General features: G+C 72.2%; 17 protein-coding genes and 2 pseudogenes. 10 read left to right on the top strand and 9 right to left on the bottom strand.

Features of this window, described 5'->3' with window-relative positions:
• Positions 1-530: 530 nt before the first annotated feature.
• From ACWDEX_RS32225 to ACWDEX_RS32215, 3 genes are all read left to right on the top strand, one after another.
• Positions 531-1,271 carry a DUF4142 domain-containing protein gene (locus ACWDEX_RS32225; protein ID WP_450468006.1) on the top strand — a complete coding sequence of 247 codons (741 nt, stop codon included), beginning with the start codon at positions 531-533 and terminating at the stop codon, positions 1,269-1,271.
• 157 nt (positions 1,272-1,428) lie between these two features.
• Positions 1,429-1,569 carry a hypothetical protein gene (locus tag ACWDEX_RS32220; protein ID WP_450468005.1) on the top strand — a complete coding sequence of 47 codons (141 nt, stop codon included), beginning with the start codon at positions 1,429-1,431 and terminating at the stop codon, positions 1,567-1,569.
• Positions 1,570-1,811: 242 nt separating this feature from the next.
• Positions 1,812-3,824, top strand: a complete 2,013-nt coding sequence (locus ACWDEX_RS32215) for a flavin monoamine oxidase family protein (protein ID WP_450468004.1) — start codon at positions 1,812-1,814, stop codon at positions 3,822-3,824.
• A 210-nt stretch (positions 3,825-4,034) separates the two neighbouring features.
• Here ACWDEX_RS32215 and ACWDEX_RS32210 read toward each other — a convergent pair whose 3' ends face one another.
• Positions 4,035-4,262 (bottom strand): hypothetical protein, encoded by a 228-nt coding sequence (locus tag ACWDEX_RS32210; protein ID WP_450468003.1) that lies wholly within the window; start codon positions 4,260-4,262, stop codon positions 4,035-4,037.
• 131 nt (positions 4,263-4,393) lie between these two features.
• Entirely contained in the window at positions 4,394-4,876 is a 483-nt protein-coding gene (locus ACWDEX_RS32205) for a hypothetical protein (protein ID WP_450468002.1), read from the bottom strand.
• Positions 4,877-5,095: 219 nt separating this feature from the next.
• On the opposite strand from ACWDEX_RS32205, the gene ACWDEX_RS32200 reads away from it, so the two are divergent.
• On the top strand, positions 5,096-5,617 hold the full coding sequence (locus ACWDEX_RS32200; protein WP_450468001.1) for a hypothetical protein: 522 nt from the start codon (positions 5,096-5,098) through the stop codon (positions 5,615-5,617).
• A 28-nt stretch (positions 5,618-5,645) separates the two neighbouring features.
• Here the strand turns inward: ACWDEX_RS32200 and ACWDEX_RS32195 are convergent, their stop codons facing one another.
• Genes ACWDEX_RS32195 through ACWDEX_RS32185 form a run of 3 tightly spaced genes read right to left on the bottom strand, consistent with a single transcriptional unit; the run spans position 5,646 to position 10,770 of the window.
• Positions 5,646-7,790 carry a bifunctional serine/threonine-protein kinase/ABC transporter substrate-binding protein gene (locus ACWDEX_RS32195; protein WP_450468007.1) on the bottom strand — a complete coding sequence of 715 codons (2,145 nt, stop codon included), beginning with the start codon at positions 7,788-7,790 and terminating at the stop codon, positions 5,646-5,648.
• 2 nt (positions 7,791-7,792) lie between these two features.
• The gene (locus tag ACWDEX_RS32190; RefSeq protein ID WP_450468000.1) at positions 7,793-9,934 is read right to left on the bottom strand and encodes a bifunctional serine/threonine-protein kinase/ABC transporter substrate-binding protein; all 2,142 of its coding nucleotides are present in this window, start codon (positions 9,932-9,934) and stop codon (positions 7,793-7,795) included.
• On the bottom strand, positions 9,931-10,770 hold the full coding sequence (locus ACWDEX_RS32185; RefSeq protein WP_450467999.1) for a hypothetical protein: 840 nt from the start codon (positions 10,768-10,770) through the stop codon (positions 9,931-9,933). Before ACWDEX_RS32185 ends, ACWDEX_RS32190 begins: the two co-directional genes overlap by 4 nt.
• Positions 10,771-11,104: 334 nt before the next feature.
• Between ACWDEX_RS32185 and ACWDEX_RS32180 the strand changes: the two genes are divergently transcribed.
• Positions 11,105-12,355: a serine/threonine-protein kinase gene (locus ACWDEX_RS32180; RefSeq protein WP_450467998.1), complete on the top strand. Its 1,251-nt coding sequence runs from the start codon at positions 11,105-11,107 to the stop codon at positions 12,353-12,355.
• A 117-nt stretch (positions 12,356-12,472) separates the two neighbouring features.
• The gene (locus ACWDEX_RS32175) at positions 12,473-14,314 is read left to right on the top strand and encodes an alkyl/aryl-sulfatase (protein ID WP_450467997.1); all 1,842 of its coding nucleotides are present in this window, start codon (positions 12,473-12,475) and stop codon (positions 14,312-14,314) included.
• 37 nt (positions 14,315-14,351) lie between these two features.
• Here ACWDEX_RS32175 and ACWDEX_RS32170 read toward each other — a convergent pair whose 3' ends face one another.
• Positions 14,352-15,695, bottom strand: a complete 1,344-nt coding sequence (locus ACWDEX_RS32170) for a helix-turn-helix domain-containing protein (RefSeq protein WP_450467996.1) — start codon at positions 15,693-15,695, stop codon at positions 14,352-14,354.
• Between the two features lie 188 nt (positions 15,696-15,883).
• Between ACWDEX_RS32170 and ACWDEX_RS32165 the strand changes: the two genes are divergently transcribed.
• Positions 15,884-16,081 carry a hypothetical protein gene (locus ACWDEX_RS32165; RefSeq protein ID WP_450467995.1) on the top strand — a complete coding sequence of 66 codons (198 nt, stop codon included), beginning with the start codon at positions 15,884-15,886 and terminating at the stop codon, positions 16,079-16,081.
• A 49-nt stretch (positions 16,082-16,130) separates the two neighbouring features.
• Here ACWDEX_RS32165 and ACWDEX_RS32160 read toward each other — a convergent pair whose 3' ends face one another.
• From ACWDEX_RS32160 to ACWDEX_RS32150, 3 genes and pseudogenes are all read right to left on the bottom strand, one after another.
• Positions 16,131-17,291 carry a hypothetical protein gene (locus tag ACWDEX_RS32160; RefSeq protein ID WP_450467994.1) on the bottom strand — a complete coding sequence of 387 codons (1,161 nt, stop codon included), beginning with the start codon at positions 17,289-17,291 and terminating at the stop codon, positions 16,131-16,133.
• 150 nt (positions 17,292-17,441) lie between these two features.
• Positions 17,442-18,496 (bottom strand): annotated as a pseudogene (locus tag ACWDEX_RS32155) (PP2C family protein-serine/threonine phosphatase).
• A 192-nt stretch (positions 18,497-18,688) separates the two neighbouring features.
• Positions 18,689-19,021, bottom strand: coding sequence for a hypothetical protein (locus ACWDEX_RS32150; protein ID WP_450467993.1), 333 nt, complete (start codon positions 19,019-19,021; stop codon positions 18,689-18,691).
• Positions 19,022-19,126: 105 nt separating this feature from the next.
• Between ACWDEX_RS32150 and ACWDEX_RS32145 the strand changes: the two genes are divergently transcribed.
• The 3 genes and pseudogenes from ACWDEX_RS32145 to ACWDEX_RS32135 form a co-directional block, all read left to right on the top strand.
• The gene (locus tag ACWDEX_RS32145; RefSeq protein WP_450467992.1) at positions 19,127-19,627 is read left to right on the top strand and encodes a hypothetical protein; all 501 of its coding nucleotides are present in this window, start codon (positions 19,127-19,129) and stop codon (positions 19,625-19,627) included.
• A gap of 332 nt (positions 19,628-19,959) precedes the next feature.
• Complete coding sequence (locus ACWDEX_RS32140; RefSeq protein ID WP_450467991.1) at positions 19,960-20,859, top strand: hypothetical protein; 900 nt, start codon at positions 19,960-19,962, stop codon at positions 20,857-20,859.
• Between the two features lie 686 nt (positions 20,860-21,545).
• Positions 21,546-22,121, top strand: a pseudogene (locus tag ACWDEX_RS32135) (VWA domain-containing protein); the annotation flags it as partial.

Here is a 22,121-nt window from a genome sequence, read left to right as displayed (position 1 = left end):
CTCGATCCGGGCGGCGCACGAGGCGCAGGTCATGCCGCCGATGGCGAGTTCGACCTCGGCGGCACCAGGCGTGGTGGTGGTCATGTCTGCTCCTCACAGCTCACGGACGCGGCGGGTGGCGGGTGGGAAGGGCGAGGGCCGGAGCCGGGCGACCTTCGCCCAGTAGAGGGCGTATTGATACCCCAGGGGGGTATCTGGACCAGCTCATGTATACCCCCACGTGGTATGCGACGCAAGACCTTTCAGTATTTCCCGATACCCCTAGGGGGTAATCTGAAGTGCATCGAGCGCTCCACGGGCGGTCGAGAGGCAGAGCGAGTCCCTGAACACAGGGCTGTGGATCACCGCCTTCGCCGTCCCGCTCAGCGCCGCGTCCGGCATTGCCACGGCAGTGCCGGCGGCGGGGCCTCGCGCCCTTCACCGGGCCCGCCCGCGCCCCAGCGCGGCGCAGGTTTTACCCGAGGCGATGACGGATCCCCGTGGCCGGTCCGTACCTCCCGCCGTACACGCCGCTCGCGTCTGGAGGCAGCATGCCCCTCTCCCGCAACAGGGCAGGAACCGTCTTCGTGACCGGTGCGCTGGGCCTGACCCTCGCCGCACTCGCCTACCCCGTCATGCTCGGCATCAAGACCACGTCCGGCTCCCCGGACCGTGTCATCGCCGACACCCGGTACGGTCCGCTGACGGAGGCCGACCGGGACTTCGTCGTCAAGGTGCGCTCCGCGGGGCTGTGGGAGTACCCCCTCGGCGAGCTGGTGTTGAAGAAGGGCTCGACACCGGCCATGCGGGAAGCCGGCGAGCACCTGCTCGTCGGCCACGCCGGGCTCGACGCGATGTGCCGCACGATCGCCCCGAAGCTCGGCATCACCCTGCCCAACCAGGCGACGCCGCAACAGCGGCGGTTCGTGGCGGTCTCGGCGGCCGAGTCCGGCAAGCGGTTCGACTCCACCGCCGCCACTCTCATGCGGGTGACCCACGGCCAGATCTTCCCGACGATCGCCAAGATCCGCACCACGACAAAGAACACCCTCGTGCGCCGACTCGCCGACCTGGCCAACGACACCGTCCTCGACCACATCACCATGCTGGAGAAGACCGGCGCGGTCGACTTCGACCAGGTCCTCTTCCAGCAGACCACCCCGCCGAAGTTACCCAAGGGCCGGCTCACCCCGCCGCCGCCCCCGCCCGGCGCACCGGTCGTCGCCCTCACTCCCCGCCCCGACCTGCATGTACACACCGCCTCGCCCGCGCCTGGTCCGACGGCCGGCTGAGCAGCCAGAGACGGCGTCACTCCGATGGCCCAGCGTGACACCGTGCGCCCGGCCCGTACGAGGTTTCCTGGAGCAGGAGGGCGTCCGTCCTGGGAGGCCGGTCATGTATGAGATGTGCGTAGGCCCTGACGGGCCAGGCGAAGCAATGGTGTGGCACGTGATGGCCAAGCAGGCCACCACCACTCTGTGCGGGCGGCGGATTTCCGAACGCGTCGACGCGTCCGGCGCCGAACGGGCGGAGCACTGCTCGCGGTGCATGGCCTCGTTCACGAAGCTGATGACGGCCGCCCGGCCGTGATGTGTCCACAGCGGTCGGCACCCCGGCAGTACCCGGTGGCGTGGCACCCCCTGACCTCCGCCGCCGCTTGAAGCACGACGGCAACCATCCGAGGCCCGGGGGGCGTGCGGGGGCGCGCAGGGGGCGGCACGGTCGCTCAGAAGACGGTCGGCGCAGTGGCATCGCCCCCGCGCGCTGACACGTTCAGGTGATCATCGTTGATCACCCTTTGGGCGCGTGCCGTCGCGCTCTATGCAGGACGCATGGATCAACTTCACACCTCGGACAGCCAGCACCCCTTCTCCCGACGGCTGTTCACCACCGCGGCAGGTACGGCCGCGACTGCCACGGCCCTCGGTCTGACCACGCCGGACGCGACTGCCGCGACACCCACCCTCCCTCGCCAGGCCCCCTGTCCGCCGAGATCCACCGCCGACTGGGAAACCTGTCTCGCGGTCGCCCGCGCACTGCTGGTCGTCGACGACGACAACACAGCACTCGTGCCGACCTACAAGAAGATCCTCGACTCCGGTCTGCCCCGCGCCAGGACCAGGAGCGCCAAGAAGATCCTGGTGGTCGGCGCCGGACCGGCCGGTCTGGTGGCGGCCTGGCTGCTGAAGCGGGCCGGGCACCACGTGACGGTGCTGGAGGCCAACGGCAACCGCGTCGGCGGCCGCATCAAGACCTTCCGCACCGGCGGACACGAGCACGCGGCCAGGCCGTTCGCTGATCCACGGCAGTACGCCGAGGCCGGGGCCATGCGGATCCCCGGCAGTCATCCGCTGGTGATGAGCCTGATCGACCAACTCGGCGTCAAGCGACGGCCGTTCTATCTCGTGGACGTCGACGGCGAGGGCAAGCCCGTCAACCACGCGTGGCTTCATGTCAACGGCGTCCGTATGCGCCGCTCCGACTACGCGAGGACACCCCGCAGGATCAACCAGTCGTTCGGCGTCCCACGCAAGTACTGGGACAAGCCCTCCTCCCAGATCCTGCGCGAGGCCCTGGACCCCGTACGCGACGAGTTCAGCACGGTCGGCGCGGACGGCAAGCGTGTCGACAAGCCCCTGCCCGAGCGGGTGCAGGGCTGGGCGCGGGTGATCCAGCGGTACGGCGACTGGTCCATGTACCGCTTCCTGACCGAGCAGGCGGGCTTCGACGAGCGCACGCTCGATCTCGTCGGCACCCTGGAGAACCTGACCTCGCGGCTGCCGCTGTCGTTCATCCACAGCTTCATCAGCCAGTCGCTGATCAGTCCGGACACCACGTTCTGGGAGCTGGTCGGTGGCACCGCGACGCTGCCGGACGCGCTGCTACGGAAGGTCGACGGCCTGGTGCGGCTGGACCGCCGCGCGACGCACATCGAGTACTGGTCAGCCGACCGGCACGGCAGCGACGACACGTCACAGGTCCACGAGGGCGGTCCGCACGTGTGGATCGACACGGTGTCCGAGGGGCGGAACGGCAAGGTCGTTCGGGAGCAGTTCACCGGCGACCTGGCGATCGTCACCGTGCCGTTCTCCGGACTGCGGCAGGTGCAGGTCAGCCCGCTGATGTCATACGGAAAACGCCGCGCCGTCGCCGAGTTGCACTACGACAGCGCGACCAAGGTGCTGCTCGAGTTCAGCCGCCGCTGGTGGGAGTTCACCGAGGCGGACTGGAAGCGGGAACTCGAAGCGGTGCGCCCCGGGTTGTACGAGAAGTACCGGCAGGGCAAGGCACCCGCCGACGGAAGCCTGCTCGGCGCGCACCCGTCGGTGCCGGGCGGGCACATCAGTCCGGCGCAGCGCGCCCACTACGCCGCCAATCGCTGGGCCACCCGCGACCAGCCGGAGGCCGCGCACATCGTCGGCGGCGGCTCGGTCTCCGACAACTCCAACCGCTTCATGATCCAGCCCTCCCATCCGGTCCCCGGCAGCAAGGGAGGCGTCGTCCTCGCCTCCTACAGTTGGGCCGACGACGCCTCCCGCTGGGACTCCCTCGACGAGGAAGCCCGCTACCCGCACGCCCTCAGGGGCCTGCAGCAGGTCTACGGGCAGCGCGTCGAGGTCTTCTACACGGGCGCCGGACGTACCCAGAGCTGGCTGAGGGACCCCTACGCGTACGGCGAGGCGTCCGTCCTGCTCCCGGGCCAGCACACGGAGTTGCTCGCGGCGATCCGCGCCCCCGAGGGCCCGCTGCACTTCGCCGGGGATCACACCTCTGTCAAGCCGTCGTGGATCGAGGGCGCCGTCGAGTCCGGGGTCCGGGCCGCACTCGAAGTGCACAGGGCCTAGACGCCCAGCGGGGCCACGGCCCACGACGGACCCGGTCCGGCCGCTTGCGGGGGCCGGACCGGGTCCTTCTTCGACGAGACCGATTTTTCGCGCGATTCTCGCGGAATCGAACTCTTCGATCGCAGCAACAGGCCCGGTCATGTGAGCGGGCGACACGCGTGAATTCGCTACCGACGGGCGCCGCGGCCGATGCCCCGGCGCCCCACACGGTCACTTCTTGGTGCAGGCCGTGTACGGCTTGACCCATACCTTCTTGCCGTGGACGTGCCGGTAGTGGCCCTTGACCTTGTGGCAGTGCTTCTTCGCGGGGGTCACGTGCAGACCGGTGGACGCGGTGGACGCCGCGAACGCAGGCCCCACGGAGGCTACGGCTGCGCCGCTCGCCAGCATGCCCGCGGCGACGCCAGTGGCCAGAGCGCGTACGAATCGGCTTCGCATGACCAGGCCTCTCTGCTTCGACGTCAGTGCCTCAGTCGATTCTTGATCCTTCCCCATGCGCACGCATCTCGATCACCGGATTCCCCGGGGCGCAGGGGCTTTCCGAGCGGCCCGAAGGTCGAATTCACCTTTTATTTCAGGTCGGTCCCGGGCGTGGAATCCTTGCGATTTTCCGGCGCCTCCCGGTTCCGGCGCCTCGGTTCAGCGGCCTCGACCATCAGGTGCGCCACGTCGGCGGGGAGGGAAAGGTTCCTCTCCAGCCACGTGGCGTCCATCCCGTGGACGGCCAGGATCCAGGCGGCATAGAGACGGTCGGCGGACGGCGCGTCGGGGGCCTTCAGGCGCGCGCGGACGGCTTCCTCGGGGAAACCGTCCAGGGCGTGGGCGGTGAACCACGACGCGTCGACCGGCTCGGCGGCCTTGCCCCGCACGCCCCGGAGCCGCCGGAAACGGCCCTGTCGTGCCCTCGTGCCGACGACGAGCACGGCGAAGGCGACAGCCAGGACGGCGGCGGCCACACCCGGGCGATCGGCGCCCGGGATCTGCTTCCAAAACGGCGGTATGCCAAGGGCCACCATGCGCCAGCCAGAGTGAGGGTGAAGCATGATCCACATCGGCCCCTCCCTTCACACACCACCATCCTCACTCCGCATCCGGCCGCCGTCGAAGAGACGGACCGCGCCGCCCCTTCGGGGTGCGGGCAGGCGGCCGGGAAGAACCCGTCACCCCTCATCGAAGATCAGTTAGTCTGACGGCCGCCGTACCGTGGACGGGGCCCCGGTCATGTGTTCCGGGTCCTTTGCCGGACACGTCCGGTGACCGCAGGGGGAGACATGTTCGGAAAGCAGCGACTGGTGACCGCCGCGGTGACGGCGATCCTCATGGCCGGGCTCGGCGCATGCGGCAGCGGAGCGGACAGCGCTCAGAGGCACGGGGGCGGGAACGCCCACCAGGAAGGCCAGGCGCACACGGACCGCGTCTTCGGGCTCCGGGACGCCGTCCGCCACGTCCCCAGAAGGACCGTCCAGGACACCCGGCCGCACATGGTCAAGAAGTGCACGCCCGCCACCAAGCGGGTCAAGCGCACGAAACGTACGGGAACGGGCGCTCGCAAGAAGACACGCACCTGGTACACCACCGAGCGGTACCAGGACTGCAGAAAGGTCCGGGAGGGCACCGAGACGTACCGGCGGGTCGTGCGTCGGGAACGGTGGTGCGTGAGGCTGGACGACGTCAAGGGCGACACCGCGAGGGACGACGTCTGGTACCGGGTCAACCGCACCACGTACGACGAGGCTCTCGGTACGGAAGAGCACGCCCGCATCACGTTCATCCCGGTCGGCACCGGCTGCTGAACCACACCGGAAGAACAGCCAGTACCCGTCAGGCCCCGACCTGCTGGTACTGCCCGAGGAAGACCGGTGTTCCCTTCTCCACCCGCCACAGGAACAGACCGGAGGCCACCTCCCCTCCCCCGCCGACCGGCGGCCGGAAGGTCCGGGTGATGCCCTGGTACGACAGGGCCCGCACCCGGTGGGTGAGGGTGCCCCGGTCGGCGAGGTCCGTTCCCGCGGCGGTCAGGCCGCGGGCCACGAGGCCGAGCGCGTCATAGGCCTCGGCCGCTCCTCGTCCGACCTCCCGGACGCCGTACCGCTTCCGGTACGCCCGTACGAACCCGGCGGCCGATGTCATACGGGTGGGATCCACGAACGTCGTGGAGAACACCCATCCCTCGGCGGCGGCACCCGCCGCGCTCAGGAACTCGGGGTCGAGGACGGCCTCGGTCGCCGCGCAGGTCCCGGTGAACCCCGCGGCCCGCAGAGCCCGCGCGCAGGCGGCGGCGCGGCGCGGGACGCCTCCGCAGTAGACGACGGCCTGCGCCCGCGCCGCGACGGCGGCGCGGGCGGCGGGGCCGAAGTCGTCCTCGGCCGCGGGGACGGTGTGCCGGGTGACCGTGCCGCCGGACGGCGGAGAACCCCTCAGCTTCCCGGCGATCAGCCAGCTGAAGTCCTTGGTGGCCTGGTCGTCGATGAGCGCGGTGCGGGTGGCCGGGCGGATCTGGGTGAGGTAATGCACCAGGGGCGTGTCGATACTGGAGTCGGACGGGCGGAGCTGGAACACGGACGACGTGGTGGTCACCGGGGTGTACGCGGGGTTGTACACGGCGTCGGAGCCCGCCCACGCCGTCACCATCGGAAGCAGCGCCTTGAGGTAGATGTCCCGGGCCGCGAGCGCCGTGGCGTCGGAGGTCGGCCCGACCACCGCGCACACCCGGCGTTCCGCGACCAGCCGCCGGGCCACCGCCTCGGCCCGGTGCGCGTCTCCCCCGTCGTCCAGGACCGTGAGGACGAGGTCGAATTGCCGGTCGGCGCGGGCGTTGTACTGGTCGGCCGCCAACCGGACGCCCCGTTGGACCGAGGTGCCGAGGGCCTTGCCGGGACCGGTCAGGTCGGCGTGCAGGGCAACAGTGCGGCGCGGACGGGAGACGGCGGCGGCTGATGAGTCGCGGCTGCCGAGCCAGGCGGCGGTGGCGCCGCCCGCGGCCAGCACCGCGGCCGCCGAGCCGCCCAGCATCAGGAAGCGCCGGCGGTTCGGGGCAGGCGGCTCCTGCGACGTCGTCGGGGCGGCCGTGAGCCGCTCGGGTTCGGGCAGGTTCAGCACCTCGGCCGAGCGTTCCGCGATCACCGCGGGCAGTCCGGGCGGCAACCAGTCGTCGGTGCCGAAGTCGCCGAGTTCGGCCCGCAGTTGCGCAACGGTGGGGCGGGTGGCCGGGTCCTTGGCCAGGCAACGGGCGAGCAGGGTCCGCAGGGAGTCGTCCGGCACGTGGTCGAGGCCGGGTTCCTCGTGGACGGTGCGGAAGATGACGGCAGCCGCCACGCCGCTGCCGAACGGGGGCCGGCCGGTCGCCGCGTAGGCCAGCACACAGCCCAGCGAGAACACGTCACTGGCCGGGCCGACCTTCTCGTCGCGGGCGCGCGCCTGTTCGGGCGAGAGATAGCCGGGGGTGCCGATGATCACGTCGGTCGCGGTCAGGGCGGTCGCGCCGCCGGCGCGCGCGATGCCGAAGTCGATGAGGCGGGGGCCGTCGAGGGCGAGCAGGACGTTGCCGGGCTTGATGTCGCGATGGACCAGCCCGGCCTCGTGGACGGCGGCGAGCGCCTCGACGAGCCGGGCCCCCAGGGCGCGCACGGTGTCCGGGGGCAGCGGCCCGTGCCCGGCGACGGTCTCGGCGAGCGAGGGGCCGGGAACGAACGCGGTGGCGATCCACGGCTCGGCTGCCTCCGGGTCGGCGGCCGTGACGGGCGCGGTCCAGCGTCCGTCGACCCGGGCGGCGGCCCGTGCCTCGCGCCGGAAACGGGCCCTGAAGCCGGGGTCGGCGGCGTGTTCGGCGCGAATGACCTTGACGGCGGCCAGGGCGCCGCCCTCGGAGCGGGCGAGGTAGACGACGCCCATGCCGCCCGCCCCGATCCGGGCGAGCAGCCGGTGCCCGCCGATCGCCTCCGGGTCTCCCGCGGCGAGCGGTCGCACCGTCATGTCCTCTTCGGCTGGGGCGCGTTGTCCGGGGCGGGGCCCAGGAAGCGGAAGGATCCGCCGCGTACCTCGTGGACGAAGGTGGCGGGGGTGGTGAGCGCGGGCGTCCCGTACGTCTTGAAGTCGAAGGAGAAGTCGCGGGTGATCCCCCGGTACGTGGCCCTCTTCAGCGAGGAGAGGAGCGCCTTGCGGGTGGGGCGCTCGCCCTTGGCCACGGTGAGCTGCCGGATCAGCAGGTTCGCCGCGTCGTAGCCCTCAGCCGCCCAGAAGCCGGGCGCGTGGCCGTACCGTGCGCGGAACGCCTGGGCGAAGGAGCGGACGCGGGGCGCGTCGGGGCTGATCACCGGGGCCACGACCGTCCAGCCCTCGGCGGTCTTCTCCGTGGCGAACCGGGGGTCCAGGGCGGGTTCGGCCGCGTACTTCGGGCCGTCGAAGTCGGCCAGCAGCCGGGCCGCCCGGATCGCGCCGTCGACCGGTCCGGCGTAGACGAACGCCTTGATGCCCGCGGCGCGCATGTCCGTGACGGTAGGCGCGAGGTCGGTCGTGCCGACCGGGACGACCCGGGGGTAGGTGGCGTCGCGGTACTGGCGGACGATGAGGTTGACCATCTGGATACTCATCCAGGAGACGTCGCCTCCGGTGCGGTCCAGCAGGACGCCGACAGGGGTGGCCGCACTGGTGGCCTCCAGCTGGAAGGCGAGCTTCATGGCGACCTGGTTGTGCAGGGGGCGGCCACGGACGAAGGAGCGGACGTTCTGCAGGAGGTTCTGCCCGGCGGACATGCCGAGCACGGGCAGCAGGGCCGTGTCGTAGACGGGCAGCGCGGCCTGGGTGGTGGCGTCGGTGCTGGAGCCGAGGACTGCCAGGACGTCCTTGTCGTCGACGAGTTGCCGGGCCGCCGCCGCGGCACGGTCGGCGCTGCCGCCGTCGTCGGAGGACTTCAGCTCCAGCGTGAACGGCTTGTCGTGGCGGGTGTTGAACTGCTCGACGGCGAGCCGCGCCCCCTGCTCCTGGGCCTGGCCGGCCGCCTTGCCGGCCCCGCTGAGGTCGGCCTGGACGCCGAGCGCCCGGCCCGGCGCGGCCGGCTTCTTCCCCGCTCCGCCGCCGCGCAGCGCGGCCCAGGCCGCCGCTCCCCCGCCGACGGCGAGGACGGCCGCGCCCCCGGAGGCGACGGCGAGGAACCTGCGCCGCGACGGAGCGGGAGCCTCAGGTGTCTCGGGCGCCTCGACGAGGGTGGCCTCGATATCGGGCAGTGCCAGCATCTCGGCCGAACGTTCGGCGACCATGCGGACGACCTCGGCGGGCAGCCAGTCGACGGTGCCGGAGGGCACGTCCTCGACCAGGGCCGCGTCCAGCTCGGCCGGGGTGGGGCGGGCGGCCGGTTCCTTGGCGAGGCAGCGCAGCAGGACGGCGGCCAGTTCCTCGTCCGTACCGTCGAGGTCGGGCTCGTCGTGGACGGTGCGGTAGAGCAGGGCGTCGACGGCGCCGCTCCCGAAGGGCGGGCGGCCGGTCGCCGCGTAGGCCAGCACACAGCCCAACGAGAACACGTCGCTCGGCGCCCCGAGTTGGTCGCCGTGAGCCGCGGCCTGCTCCGGGGAGAGGAAGCCGGGGGTGCCGACGACCAGGTTGGCGGAGGTGATCGCGGTGTCGTCGAGCGAGCGGGCGATGCCGAAGTCGATGAGGCGGGGGCCGTCGGCGGCGAGCAGGATGTTGCCGGGTTTGATGTCCCGGTGGACCAGCCCGGCCTCGTGGACGGCGGTGAGCGCGCGGGCCAGCATCTTGCCGAGCACGCGCACGGCCCGGACAGGAAGCGGGCCGTGATGGGCGACCGCGTCGGCGAGCGAGGGGCCGGGTTCGAAGGCGGTGGCCAGCCAGGGCTGCTCGGCGTCGGGATCGGCACCGGTGACCTTGACCACCCAGGGGCTGTCCACGCTCTGCGCGGCCCGTGCCTCACGGCGGAAGCGGGCACGGAATTCGTCGTCGTGCGCGTACTCGGCCCGGATCACCTTGACGGCGGCGAGCGCCCCCGGCTCCGTACGGCCGAGGTAGACGACGCCCATGCCGCCCTCGCCGAGCCGGGCGAGCAGACGGTGGCCGCCGACGAAGGAGGGGTCGAAAGGGCGCAGGGAGCGGTCGGTCACTTGTTGGTCCCCAGTTCGGTACGCACCTTGGTCTCCATGTCGGCGACGGCGCGGGCCTGGAAGGCTCTCAGGCTGCCCGCGTCGTAGCCCCGGCCGCCCTCGACGACGACGGCGAGGGTGATGGGGCCTAGCCGGACCTTGTTCCAGAGGTAGTACGCCGACCCCTTGCCGAGGGCGGGGTTGTCGTAGCTGCCGATCTCGACGAGGGAGTCGTCGGCGGAGGTGTTGCCGTTCGAGCCGTATCCGGAGCCGATCGAGTTCAGGCCGGTGATCCGTTCGGTCGCGCGCAGTTGCTGGTCGGGGCAGCGCAGCGCCTCCTCCAGCGTCTTGGCCATCTCCCAGTCGGCCTGGCCGGTGGAGCGGTGGACGGTGGCCACCGCTGCGGTGCGCACCTCGCCCTTGGAGCCGCTCGCGGGCAGCCGGCTGTAGCGGGTGAGGGTGGCGAGGACGTCTGCGGGCAGTGGCTTCCGTCGCCAGATGCAGTCGGCGCCGAGGACGGTCCAGCCGGTGGGCTCGCTCTCGTACGGGGCGCGCCTGCCGAAGCCGGGCCCGTAGCTGTCGGGGCCGGCGGTGACCGCGCGCACCAGGCCCAGGGCGGCGGACCGGGTCCGGGGGATGCGCGCGGGGTCGGGCATGAAACGCGGGGTGGCCGCACCCGCCTGGAGCTGCCCGGCCCGCGCGCTCGCGGCGGCGGTCGGCGAGGCGGAGGCGGTCCGCCCTTGCCGGTTGCCTCCGTCGCCGTCCGCTGCGCCGGAACAGCCGGCAAGCAGCGCACCGCAGACGGCCAGCGCCGCGTATCCCCGCCCTCTGCGCCTTCGCGTCCCCGCGTACGTCACGAACCCCCCACTCGTCCCCGCACCAAACCGTGCTCGACGCGAGCGAGTGTAGGCGACGGGCGTCAACTGACCTGGCGATTCCGCGACTTGGAACCGGGCCGCAAGTATCGGACCCGCAACGATTGTGCGACCGGGTCGTCACCCCTCGGTCACCTCAGGGGGAGACCATGATCGAACCGGACGGCCGTGCCAGTAGGGTGGGACCCGCTGCCGCACCCCACCATCACCCGCCCCGGCGGAGTCATGACCGGCAGCGGCCGAGAGGTCTCACGGCATTCGCCCTATGGCATACGCCTTACGGCATTCGTCTCACGGCATGAGGATGTAACAAAAGGTGCTGATCGCGGGCCGGTACCAGCTGAACACCACCATCGGACGTGGCGCGATGGGGGAGGTCTGGCGTGCCTACGACCAGATGCTCGGCCGTCACGTAGCCGTCAAGGTCCTGCGCGCCGAGAACACCGATCCCACCGCCGACTCCCGTTTCCGCCTGGAGGCCCAGACGGCGGGCCGCCTCCACCACCCCCATGTGGTGGGCGTCCTCGACTTCGGGGAGCACGAGGGCCGGCTGTTCCTGGTGATGGAGCTGGTGGAGGGCGACAGCCTCTCCACGGTGCTTTCCGACGACGGGCCGCTGCCCGCAGAGCGGGTCGCCCACATCGCCGCACAGGCGGCGGCCGGGCTCGCCGTCGCCCATGAACAGGGCATCGTGCACCGGGACATCAAGCCCGGCAATCTGCTTCTCGACGCGGACGGCACGGTGAAGATCGGCGACTTCGGCATCGCCCGCTTCATGGACGACCCGTCGGCCGCGCTCACGGCGACCGGGCAGATAGTCGGCACCAGCCTGTACATCGCGCCCGAGCGGGCCCTGGGCAAGCCCGCGGGGCCGCCCAGCGACGTGTACTCGCTCGGCTGCGTGCTCTACCAACTCCTCACCGGGAAACCGCCGTTCCGTGCGGACACCCCGATCGCGATCCTGCACCAGCACCTCGACGCGGCTCCCGTGCCGCCGCGCGAACTGGGTGTCTCCCTGCCGCCCGCCTTCGAGAACTATCTGCTGAGTCTGCTCGCCAAGCGGCCCGAGGAGCGGCCCACGGCACGGCAGACCGCGGACTGGTTCAACTCCGGCTCCTGGTGGGGCCGGTCCGAACCGCTCCCGGCCATGGCCCAGGAACCGTCTCCCACCCCCGCGCCGGCCCCGGATCCGCCGACGGTCCCCCGCGGCGAGACGGGCCCGGCCACGACGTACAAACTCCCGTCCGCGACCGGGATCCCAGGTCACCGGGCGGCCCACCGCCAGCGGCCTTCCGCGGCGGGCCACCGCGAACACCCCCCTGCCTCGACACCAGGCGAACGCGCGGCGGGCAGCCGCCGCGGCCGTCCCGCGGTCGGCGGCCGCCGGGAGCCGGCCTCGCTCCGCGCGTTCGCCGCGCATCGGCCGCGCGTGGTGGGGCTCGTCGCCGCGGCGGCGCTGTTCCTCGCGGCGATGTTCGTGGGCATGGCACTGTTCTCCCCCGACAACAGCTCGGCGGAGACCCCCGTGGACACCAGCCAGTCGGGCCCGGCCACACCGGCTCCCTGAGCGGCGGCGGGCGCCCGCCACGACCCGCGGCAGCCCCACTCACCCCGCTGCCGTCCGGGCCCCTCGAACGGTCCCCCACCAGTGGCCTCCCGCATCCCGTGCGCCAAAGCTGGCCCCATGGACGCCCCGCCCCGTGACGGACTGCCGCCCTTCGAGGACCGGACCGACTTCGAGAACGCCGACCGTGGGTTCGTCGCCGCCCTCGTCCCCGGGGTGGTGACCGCCGAGGACGGACGGGTGCTGTGGGACGGGGACGCGTACGGGTTCCTCGACGAGGACTGTCCCGGCACCGCGCATCCGAGTCTGTGGCGGCAGTCGCAGCTCTGCGCGCGGCAGGGGCTGTACGAGGTGACCGAGGGCGTCTACCAGGTGCGCGGACTCGACATCTCCAACATGACCCTCGTCGAGGGCCACGACGGTGTCCTCGTCATCGATCCCCTCATCTCCGCCGAGTGCGCGGCGGCCGCCCTCGCCCTCTACCGGCAGCACCGCGGGCCGCGGCCCGTCACCGGGCTGATCTACACGCACTCCCACGTCGACCACTTCGGCGGCGCCCACGGTGTGCTGCCGCGGGAGGAGGGGGCGGCCGTGCCGGTCCTCGCGCCGACCGGTTTCCTGGAGCACGCGGTCAGCGAGAACGTCATCGCCGGGCCCGCGATGACCCGCCGCGCCGACTTCATGTTCGGCACCCGGCTGACCAGGGCGCCCGACGGGCACATCGGCAGCGGGCTCGGCAGCGCCCGGTCCACCGGCACGGTCGGCCTCGTCCCGCCGACCGTCGACATCACGCACACCGGGCAGACGGAGACCGTCGACGGCGTCCGCATCATGTTCCAGCTGACCCCCGGCACCGAGGCGCCCGCCGAGATGAACTTCCTCTTCCCCGAGCAGCGTGCCCTGTGCCTGGCCGAGAACGTCTCACACACCCTGCACAACATCCTGACCCTGCGCGGCGCCCTGGTCCGCGACGCCCATGTCTGGTCGCGCTACCTCGACGAGGCCATCGACTGCTTCGGCGACGCCTACGACGTGGCCTTCGCCTCGCACCACTGGCCGACCTGGGGGCACGAGAACGTCGTCCGGCTGCTGGCGGAGCAGCGGGACCTGTACGCGTATCTGCACGACCAGACCCTGCGGCTCATGAACAGCGGTCTGACGGGCCCGGAGATCGCGGAGGAACTGCGGCTGCCGCCCGCGCTGGAGAACGCGTGGCACGCACGGGGCTACTACGGGTCCCTGAGCCACAACGTCAAGGCCGTCTACCAGCGGTACATGGGGTGGTACGACGGCAACCCGGCCCACCTCTGGGAGCATCCGCCGGTCGAGCTCGCCGAGCGGTACGTGGAGGTGGCGGGCGGCCCGGAGGCGACGCTCGCGGCGGCCCGCCGGTACGCCGACGCCGGCGACCCGCGCTTCGCCGCCACTCTCCTCAACCACCTCGTCTTCACCGACCCGGACAACGAGGAGGCGAAGGAGGCTCTGGCGGGCGTGTACGAACGGCTCGGGCACGGTGCCGAGAACGCGCCCTGGCGGAACATCTACCTGACCGGCGCGCTGGAGCTGCGCAAAGGCGCGGGAGCAGCCGCCACCACGGACACGACCGGGATGACGTCGGCGCTGAGCGTGAGCATGCTGCTGGACTCCATCGCGGTCCGCATCGACGGGCCGCGCGCGGCGCGGGAGCCACGGATCGTCATCGACCTGATCGTGATCGACGAGCAGCGCCGGCACCGGATCAACCTGGAGCACGGCGCGCTCACCCACCGCAGCCTGCCGCTGCACCGCACACCGAAACCGCACGCGGGCCTGACGCTCACCCTGAGCCGCGGCGAATTCCTGGGCCTGCTCGCGGGCAAGGGCCTCGCGGGCATCGAGACGGACGGGGACCGAGGGCTGCTCAAACGGCTGTTCTCGTACGTGACCCAGCCGGACCTCGGCTTCGCGATCGTCACCCCGTGAGCGAGCCGTCGGCGGGGCGGGCGGGGACTTTCGCGCCCTACAGCGGCGGCTGCGCCGGTGCGGGGCCCAGGGTCGTCGTGCCCGGGACGGTGCGGTGGCCAAGGCCCGTGCGGTACGCGTCCAGAGCCGCCTCCACCCGGCCCGTACGGCGCAGCAGATCGCCCAGCAGACGGCACAGGTCCGCCAGGTCGCCCGCCGCGCCCGCCCGCTCCAGCAGACTCAACGCGCGGACGTAGTGCTCCTCCGCGGCCTCCGTGTCACGGGCGTCCTCCGCGATGATGCCGAGGAGACGGTGGGCGCCGGCGGAGTGCACGGCGCCGCGCTCAGGGCCGATGTCGCCGAGGACACCGTGCAGCAACTCCGCGGCCTCCTGGGACTTCCCCCGCCGGTGCAGCACGTCCGCCAGCTCCACCGCGACCTGGCTGCTGTAGAGGGCGGCCCGCTGTTCGGAGAGCATGGCCAGCGCCTCGCGCAACTCGCTTTCGCCGCGTTCCAGTTCACCGTTCTGCGTGTACAGGTAGCCGCGCATCCAGTGGCAGTTGGCCAGCTCGGTGCGGATCCTCAGCTGCCGGTACAGCTCGGCCGCCTTGGCGAGGGAGGCGTCCGCCTCGGCGATCCGGCCCTCGGCGATCAGCGTGCGCGCCACCGACCGGTGCATGCGCGCGACCAGCGCCGGGTCGCCGACCTGGGGCGCCAGCGCCAGCGCGAACTCGGCCGCCTGTGCCGCCCGCGCGTGGGCACCCATGTCCATGTACGGGCCGATGGCGCTCGCGTAGAGCAGCAGCAGGGCGTCCGGGTCGTGCAGTCCGGAGCGGTTCAGTTCGTCGATGGTGGACTCCAGCAGGTAGCAGGCGTAGCGGAGTTCACCGGCGAGGTAGTGGGAGACGGCACGGCCGCGCAGTGCCGGGACTCGGCTGGTCAGTGGTGCGTCGCCCAGCCGCTCCTCCGACTGCTCGAAGTAGCGCCGCCCGGCCGTCAGGTCGCCCCGTTCCAGCGCGCACTCGCCCAGCCCGAGCAGGGCGGCGGCCTGCTCGCCGACGAGCCCGTGCGCCTCGGCCTCGGCGAGCAGCGCGGTGTACTGCTCGGACGCGGCCTCGGCCTCGCCGGTGGCGAGGGTGCGCTGGGCGTCGGTCAGCCTGAGCCGCAGACCGGTGGCGAGGTGGGCGGGGCGGCCGGTCGCCAGTTCCTCGTAGGCGATGCCGAGCCGCTCGGCGATGTGCCGCAGCGCCGGTTCGGAGGCGCGGACGCGACCGGCCTCCACGGTGGAGATGTACGCGGGCGTGTACACGGGTTCAGCCAACTGCCTCTGAGTCAGCCCGCGTTCGGTCCGCAGTCGCTGCACCCTACGCCCGATGGTCTCCGGGTCGTCACGCTCCGCCATGAACCAAGCATGCCATCAAGTCCGCTCACGTCCTGGCCAACTTTGCGATGTACCCAACGCCCCTTGTACCCATGCAGACTTGATGCAGGTGGCATGGACCTGCAACCTCCGCGCAGCCTCTTGCACCACCCCTCGGGACCGCCTACGTTAAGCGGCGCGTCAACCCCACTTAACAAGCTGCTGATGCGATGCGAGGCGAGGTCGCCGTGCTCCGACGAATAGCCGCCCGCTACTCCCGAAGCGTCACCGCGGCCCTGATCGCCGTGGCCGCCCTGACCATGGCCGGCCACCTGAGTCCGGCCCATGCCGCGGAAACGGGGACACCACCGTACGTACAGCAGGAGCTTCCCGCCGACGCGCCGCCCACGGCGGCCGGTCCGGCGTGACGCGGAGCGCACAGGCGAGAAACCACCGACAAGCGCTGGCCCGGCCCGGTCACCCGGGCACGTGCTGGGCCTGACTCAGCTCTTCCAGGTGCTGTCGGACGTGCTGGAGCGCGCCCTCGCGACGCCCCGGTACCCGCTCACGCAAGTCCGCCAACGCGGGCCCCAGTTCACGCGCCAGCTCCGCGTTCCGCATGCGGCCCCACTGGTGGTGGGCGCGGTCGGCGGCAGCCTCCACCGCCGGGTCGTGGGGGGCCTGTCCGGCGCCGAGTCGGGCGGCAGCCACCGCCAGCCACATTCGGCAGCTACGGCCGGCGTCACCCGCGAGCATCGCGAGGTCGGCGCCGACCTCCATCCAGTGCAGCGCCTCCTCGGAGCCGTAACCGTGGTCGCGTACCGCGGCCTCCTGCCACCGTGCGGCGAGCGCCGCCGCCTCGTCGTGCCGCCCCTCCTGGACGGCGGTCGTGAGGGCGGCGTGCGGATCCGGGGGTGCGGGGGCGGCGGACGGCGGCGGTGCGGAGGTGAAGGGCACGGGCGGCGCGGGTGTCCGCGGAATCGGCCACCTCTCCCCTGTGGGCTGCCGGTCGGGCGTGAGGACCACGTCGCCGTCCGCGCCGTCCTCCGCGAACGCCCGCGCCAGCGCCTGCTCGTGGAGGACCGCCGGGTCCGGCCGGTGGCCGCTGCGCAGGATCGTCGCCAGCGCCTTCATATACGCCGGAGTCGCCAGCGCGCGGCGCGGCGGCGGCGGGCCGACGCGGCCGTAGAGCGAGACCCAGGGGCCGCAGTCGAGGGGAATGGCGTGCCGGTGCCGCCAGGTCTCCGGGTCCGCGCGCAGGTCGGCGAACACCGTCGTCGTACCGGGTGCGCGCAGCCGCAGTTCCTCCCTGATCCAGTGCCAGGGGAAGCCGGTGTAGCGGACGGTGGCCGGGGTGGTGCGGGCCAGCGCCAGGTGCGGTAGTCGCTGACGGCGGTCGAGCTGGAGCTGCCCGGTGAGGAACACCGTCAGCGGACCGGGCGCGGTCGCGGCGGCCCGCAGCCAGGTCAGCACGGCCTGCGGCTCCAGCGGGTCGGCGAGTTCGACCACGTTCGCCGTCTCCGTCCCGGACAGCACCGGCGGGGCGACCGCGGCGAGCACCGGGAGCACGGAAGCCGCGTCCACCAGGCACCCCTTGCTCGTCGGCGAGGCCGCGAGCAGCAGCACGGTTCCGGGCATCGTTCCCTCCCCGATCGATCACGTACGGCAGCACCGTAACCGCTGCGCCTGCAAAGGTGCGACGGAAGAGGAACAACTGACCACCCGGGTCGTGCGGCCCGGCCGGGTCCGCGCTCCCCGGGCCGCGGGCAGCCGCACGCCGAGGGGCGCTCACTCACCGCCGCCCGGAAGCGGCCGACGCACCGCGAGGATCGCGGTGTCGTCATCGAGGCGGCCACCGCAGTGGCTCAGGGTGCCGTCACGGACGAGGCACACCAGCGCGTCCGGCTCGGCGGCACGCGGATCCGCGGCGATCGCGTCGGCCACCCGGTCCCGCAGCGGGAAGAACTCCCCGGCGATGTCACGTGCCTCGGACACCCCGTCCGTGACCAGCAGCAGGGTCTCGCCAGGGGCGAGCGGTACACGCAGCGTGGGCGGCAGTCCGCCGCCCAGTTCGGTGAGGCCCAACGGCAGGCCCTCCCCGGGAGGCAGGGGCCGTACGCCGTCGGGGGTGACCACCAGCGGTGGTTCGTGCCCGAAGTTGACGACCTCCACGTACGAGGGGTCGGCCGACGGAAAGCCGACGAGCACGGCGGTGGCGAAGTGCGGGTCGTCGTCGAAGCCGAGGCCCACGCGGTAGCTGACGTGCCGTGCCATGCGGAGCTCCAGCCGGTCGGCGAGCGTGTCGAGGGCGGGCTCGTGGTACGCCGCCTCACGGAAGGTGCCGAGCAGCGCCAGCGCGGCCGTGACGGCGCCGAGCCCCTTGCCCTGGACGTCACCGAGCAGAACGCGGGTGCCCGCAGCGGGCGCAGCACCGTGTGCCGGGTTATCTCGACGATGTCCTGCATGTGCAGCAAGCGCCGCTCGCCGCGCACCCGGACCGCGCAGGCCAGCACGGCGAGCGCGCCGCCCGTGACGACCAGGATGAAGCCGGGCAGCCCGGTCTCGTACCTATGCGGCCAGGCAGGGTCCTCGAGCTCGTAGACGACGTCGGCCAGCACGGCGGCGCTCACCGTGCCCCACACTCCGCAGATCGCGGCGGCGATACCGGGGGCCAGCACGACCCAGGAGGTGCTCCGGAACCCGCCGGCCGTGTTCCAGTCCAGCAGCGCGATGACGACGAGCAGCGCGATCGGCGGGATCCAGGCGATGCTGCGCCCGCGCACGCGCAACAACTGCGGCCCGCCGCGCGGACCGGTTCGGTCGGGGAGGGAGTCGTCGGGCAGCGGCCCGGAGGCAGCGAAAACGGCCGGCCGGAGCGAAGCACTCCAGGCGGCGAGCCACCCCGGACCACGGCGTGCGCCGCCGGACAGCGGGAGACCGCGCCATCGGCGCACGGCCCCGTCCTGCTTCCCCCGGCCCTCCGGCCGGTCCTGGGGTTGCGGTGGGCGACTGGTGGGCACCGGCGCCGCCGCCCATCAGTACGGGACCGATGTGCGGGCGCTTGGACGGGCGCTCTGCTCCAGTTCGTCGACGAACGCGACGGCGTAGGCCTCGCTGCTGCTCCGGAACGGCTCCTTCGGGTCCGTGCCGTCCCGGGGCGGTGCGGACGTGCTCGTCGCCGCGTCCGTCCCCGTCGCCAACGCGTCCATCTTCGCCGGATCAGAGGCGTTCGCCGCCGTGGTCGTCACCCCGGCAACCGGCGACCGGTCGGAGCGGCTCACGGCCGTGACCTGGTGCCCGCGCTGCCTCGCCGCCGCGGCGATCCGGCTGCCCGCCATTTCCGTCGCCCCGAACAGCGTGATCCTCATGAGCCCCAGCGAAGCACGGCCCCCGAGGCCACGCATCCCGACTTGCCGACCGCCCCGGCCAGGTGTGCCCTGGAGTGCGGGGACCAGGAGAGAGAGGAGTGCTCCATGGCTCACGCGGCACCCGCCTCAGGGACACCACGCACATCCGTCACCAGACCCCCCGCCAGGATCACGGCGCAGCGCCCGCCCAACCTCTTCGACCGGCGTACGCACGCCGCCGGGCGGATCGCGGTGCCCATCGTCCTCGGTCTCGTCTACGGCTTCTGGGTCGCGACGAACCGACGCCGCGGCGGCCCCCTCACGGGCTGGAACATCGGGTTCGGCTTCCTGACCGCGTTCGTGTTCGCGGTGGTGTGTATCGGGCTGTTCGTCGCGGCACCGCGTCTGCTGCGCCAACGGCACGCCATGCTGTGGGCGGCGTTCACCGGCATCGCGCTGGGCTTCCTGCTCAACCAGAGCGGCCACAGCGTGTTGAGCTCGGGAGGGTTGGGGCTCGTGGTCGCCGGGTTCGTGTTCCTGCTGAATTCCTACCGCTACCACACGTACGAGAAGCCGGGGAAACCGGAGAATCCGGAGGTGGCGGCCGCCGACCGTCGGCCCGGCTGACGTTCCGGCGCACGAGACCCCGACGTGCCGGCCCACGCCGACGTCGGGGCCTCATGCGTCTCCCTCACTCGCCCGCCCCGGGACCCGCTCCCGGGAACCGGCTGCCCTCCCACCACCAGGTAACACCCGTTCGGGTGAACCCTCCACCGGAGAGCGCCGCGGAGAGCGTCGGTTGATCACCATAGGAGCAGTGCGGGGGACGCCCCGGGCCGTCGCCTCACCGCCCGCCGCTGCGGTCCCGGCCGTCATGGCTTTGCCCTTCGGCTCGGCACACCCACCCGTTTGCAGGCGATCGGCTCGCACCCCGCGTGTCGGCACGATTCGCTGATGACGTGTCTCAACGAGTCCGGAGCGTTCTCTCCGCCGTGCTGGTCGGCCTCGCCTGTCTGCTCGTACCGCTTGGTGTCCTCGCCGTGTGGGCGAAGTACGGCATCGAGGACGGCGCCCGCTATTCCGCCACCACCGACCCGCTCGCCTCCGACTCCGAGGTCCGCGACGCCGTCGCCACGGCCGTCACCGACGGCATCATGCGCGAGGTGCACGTCGGTCAGCCCCTGCAGGGCTCCGTGCACGCCTTCGTCCACGAGGCGGTCCGTTCGTTCACCGACACCGAGGCGTTCCGCAGTGCCTGGGACACCGCGAACCTCACCGCCCACGACGCCGTGATCCGCGCCCTGCGCGAAGACAGCGAAAGTCCGGTCACCATCGACCTCGCCCCCGCCACCGAGCGGCTGAAGCGGCAACTGACCGATGAGCACGTGCCGTTCGCAAGCCGTATCCCGGTCGCGCACACGGAGATCACCCTGCTGCAGGCGGAGGACCTGACGAAGCTCCGGAAAGGGTTCCACGTGCTCGAAGTCACCGGCTTCTGGGTTCCCGCCGCCACCGTCGGCTTCGCCCTGAGCGGCATCCTCGTGGCCGTGTGCCGCCGCCGGGCGGTGCTCGCGACCGGCCTCGGCACAGCGCTCGGCGCGGGACTGCTCGTCCTCGCGATCGCGGTGGGCCGTCACATGACGCTCCAGGACCTTCCGGCGGGCGTCTCACAGCCTGCCGCGGGAGCGGTCTATGACGCGCTCACCGATTCACTCCGAACGGTGTCCTGGCTGCTGCTGGCGCTCGGCCTCACAGTCGCCCTGACCGCCTGGCTCACGGGCGTGTTCCTGCGACGCCGACGCGCTTCCGCACAGCCCGATCCGGTTACGGAGGAGCGGCCGAAGCGGGTCCGAGCCTGACGCGGTCCCGCTGGCCGGTGAAGGTCGGACGGGGGCACGCGACGGTTTCACGTGAAACCATCGACATCCCCGTGCGCGCCACGGCCAGATCGACCACGTCCTGGTCTCCCGGGACTTCTCGGTGAACTCGGCCCGCTTTCTGGACATCGCAGCCACCGACCACCGCGCCCTGACCGTCGACGTCACGCTCCATCAGCAGGCCTAGGTTTTCCGGCCAAAGGCCAGCCGACGTACCTCTGAGGGGGGTGAGCCGTCAGTGTGACAGCGTGCGGCCGCAGAACCGGCGGGGGTGGCCGCGCGGCCGGTAACGGTGGGGCGTGGTGTTGACATCGGGCGCTTCCGATGGTTGACCCTGCCCAAGATCACCGCCCGCGGCCGCTAACCTTACGTGTCCGTCCTGGCCAGGGATTGACGGGCTTCACCTCATGCGAAGGGTTGCGCACATGGGCATTCTCACTCTCCTGCGGAACGCGTTCGGCCGCTCACGCAAGGGTCGTGCCGCCGAGGGGGAGCCGGCCGCCACGGAGCCGACGCCCCTAGAGGCGAAGTCCTCGGAGCCATCGGTGCCGACACCGACGGCGGAGCCGAACCCGGCCACCGTCAAGACCGCCGAGCCGACGTCGTCGGCCGACATCCCGGCACAGTCGTCGGCCCGGCAGGCGTCCGGGACGGACGAACACGATCTGGTGGCGGCGGCCTTCGACCACGTGACGGTGCCCCGGCAGCTGACACCCCAGACGGAGGAGGCGATCTCCACGAACGCGGAGCCCGCCGACGCTGCAGAGGCTGAGCCCGAGGTCACAGAGGCGAAGGCCGAAGCCGCCCCGGAACCGGAAGCCACGGAGCCGGAGCCCGAGGTCACGACGCTTGAGGCTGAGGCGGAAGCGGAGGCAAAGGTAGACGCAGAGGCGGAGGCGATGGCCGAGGCCGCAACCGAGCCCCAGGCTGAAGCCACGCCGGAGCCGGAGCCGGAGCCGGAGCCGACGGCCGAGGCAACCCCCGGGCCCACGTCGGAACCGGAGGCCTCGAAGGCGCCGACGCCCGAGCCCGCGGTTGCGGTCGAGGCTGAGGTTGCGGCCGATGCTGCGACCGAGACCGAGGCGGTCACCGAGGCGACGGCGGAGCCCAAGCCCGAGACCGAACTCACCGAGGCGACGGCGGAACCGAAGCCCGAGACCGAACTCACCGAGGCGACGGCGGAACCGAAGCCCGAGACCGAACTCACCGAGGCGACGGCGGAACCGAAGCCCGAGACCGAACTC

This window comes from Streptomyces sp. NPDC001020 (assembly GCF_053599115.1).
This window is presented reverse-complemented; position numbering and strand designations above follow the sequence as displayed.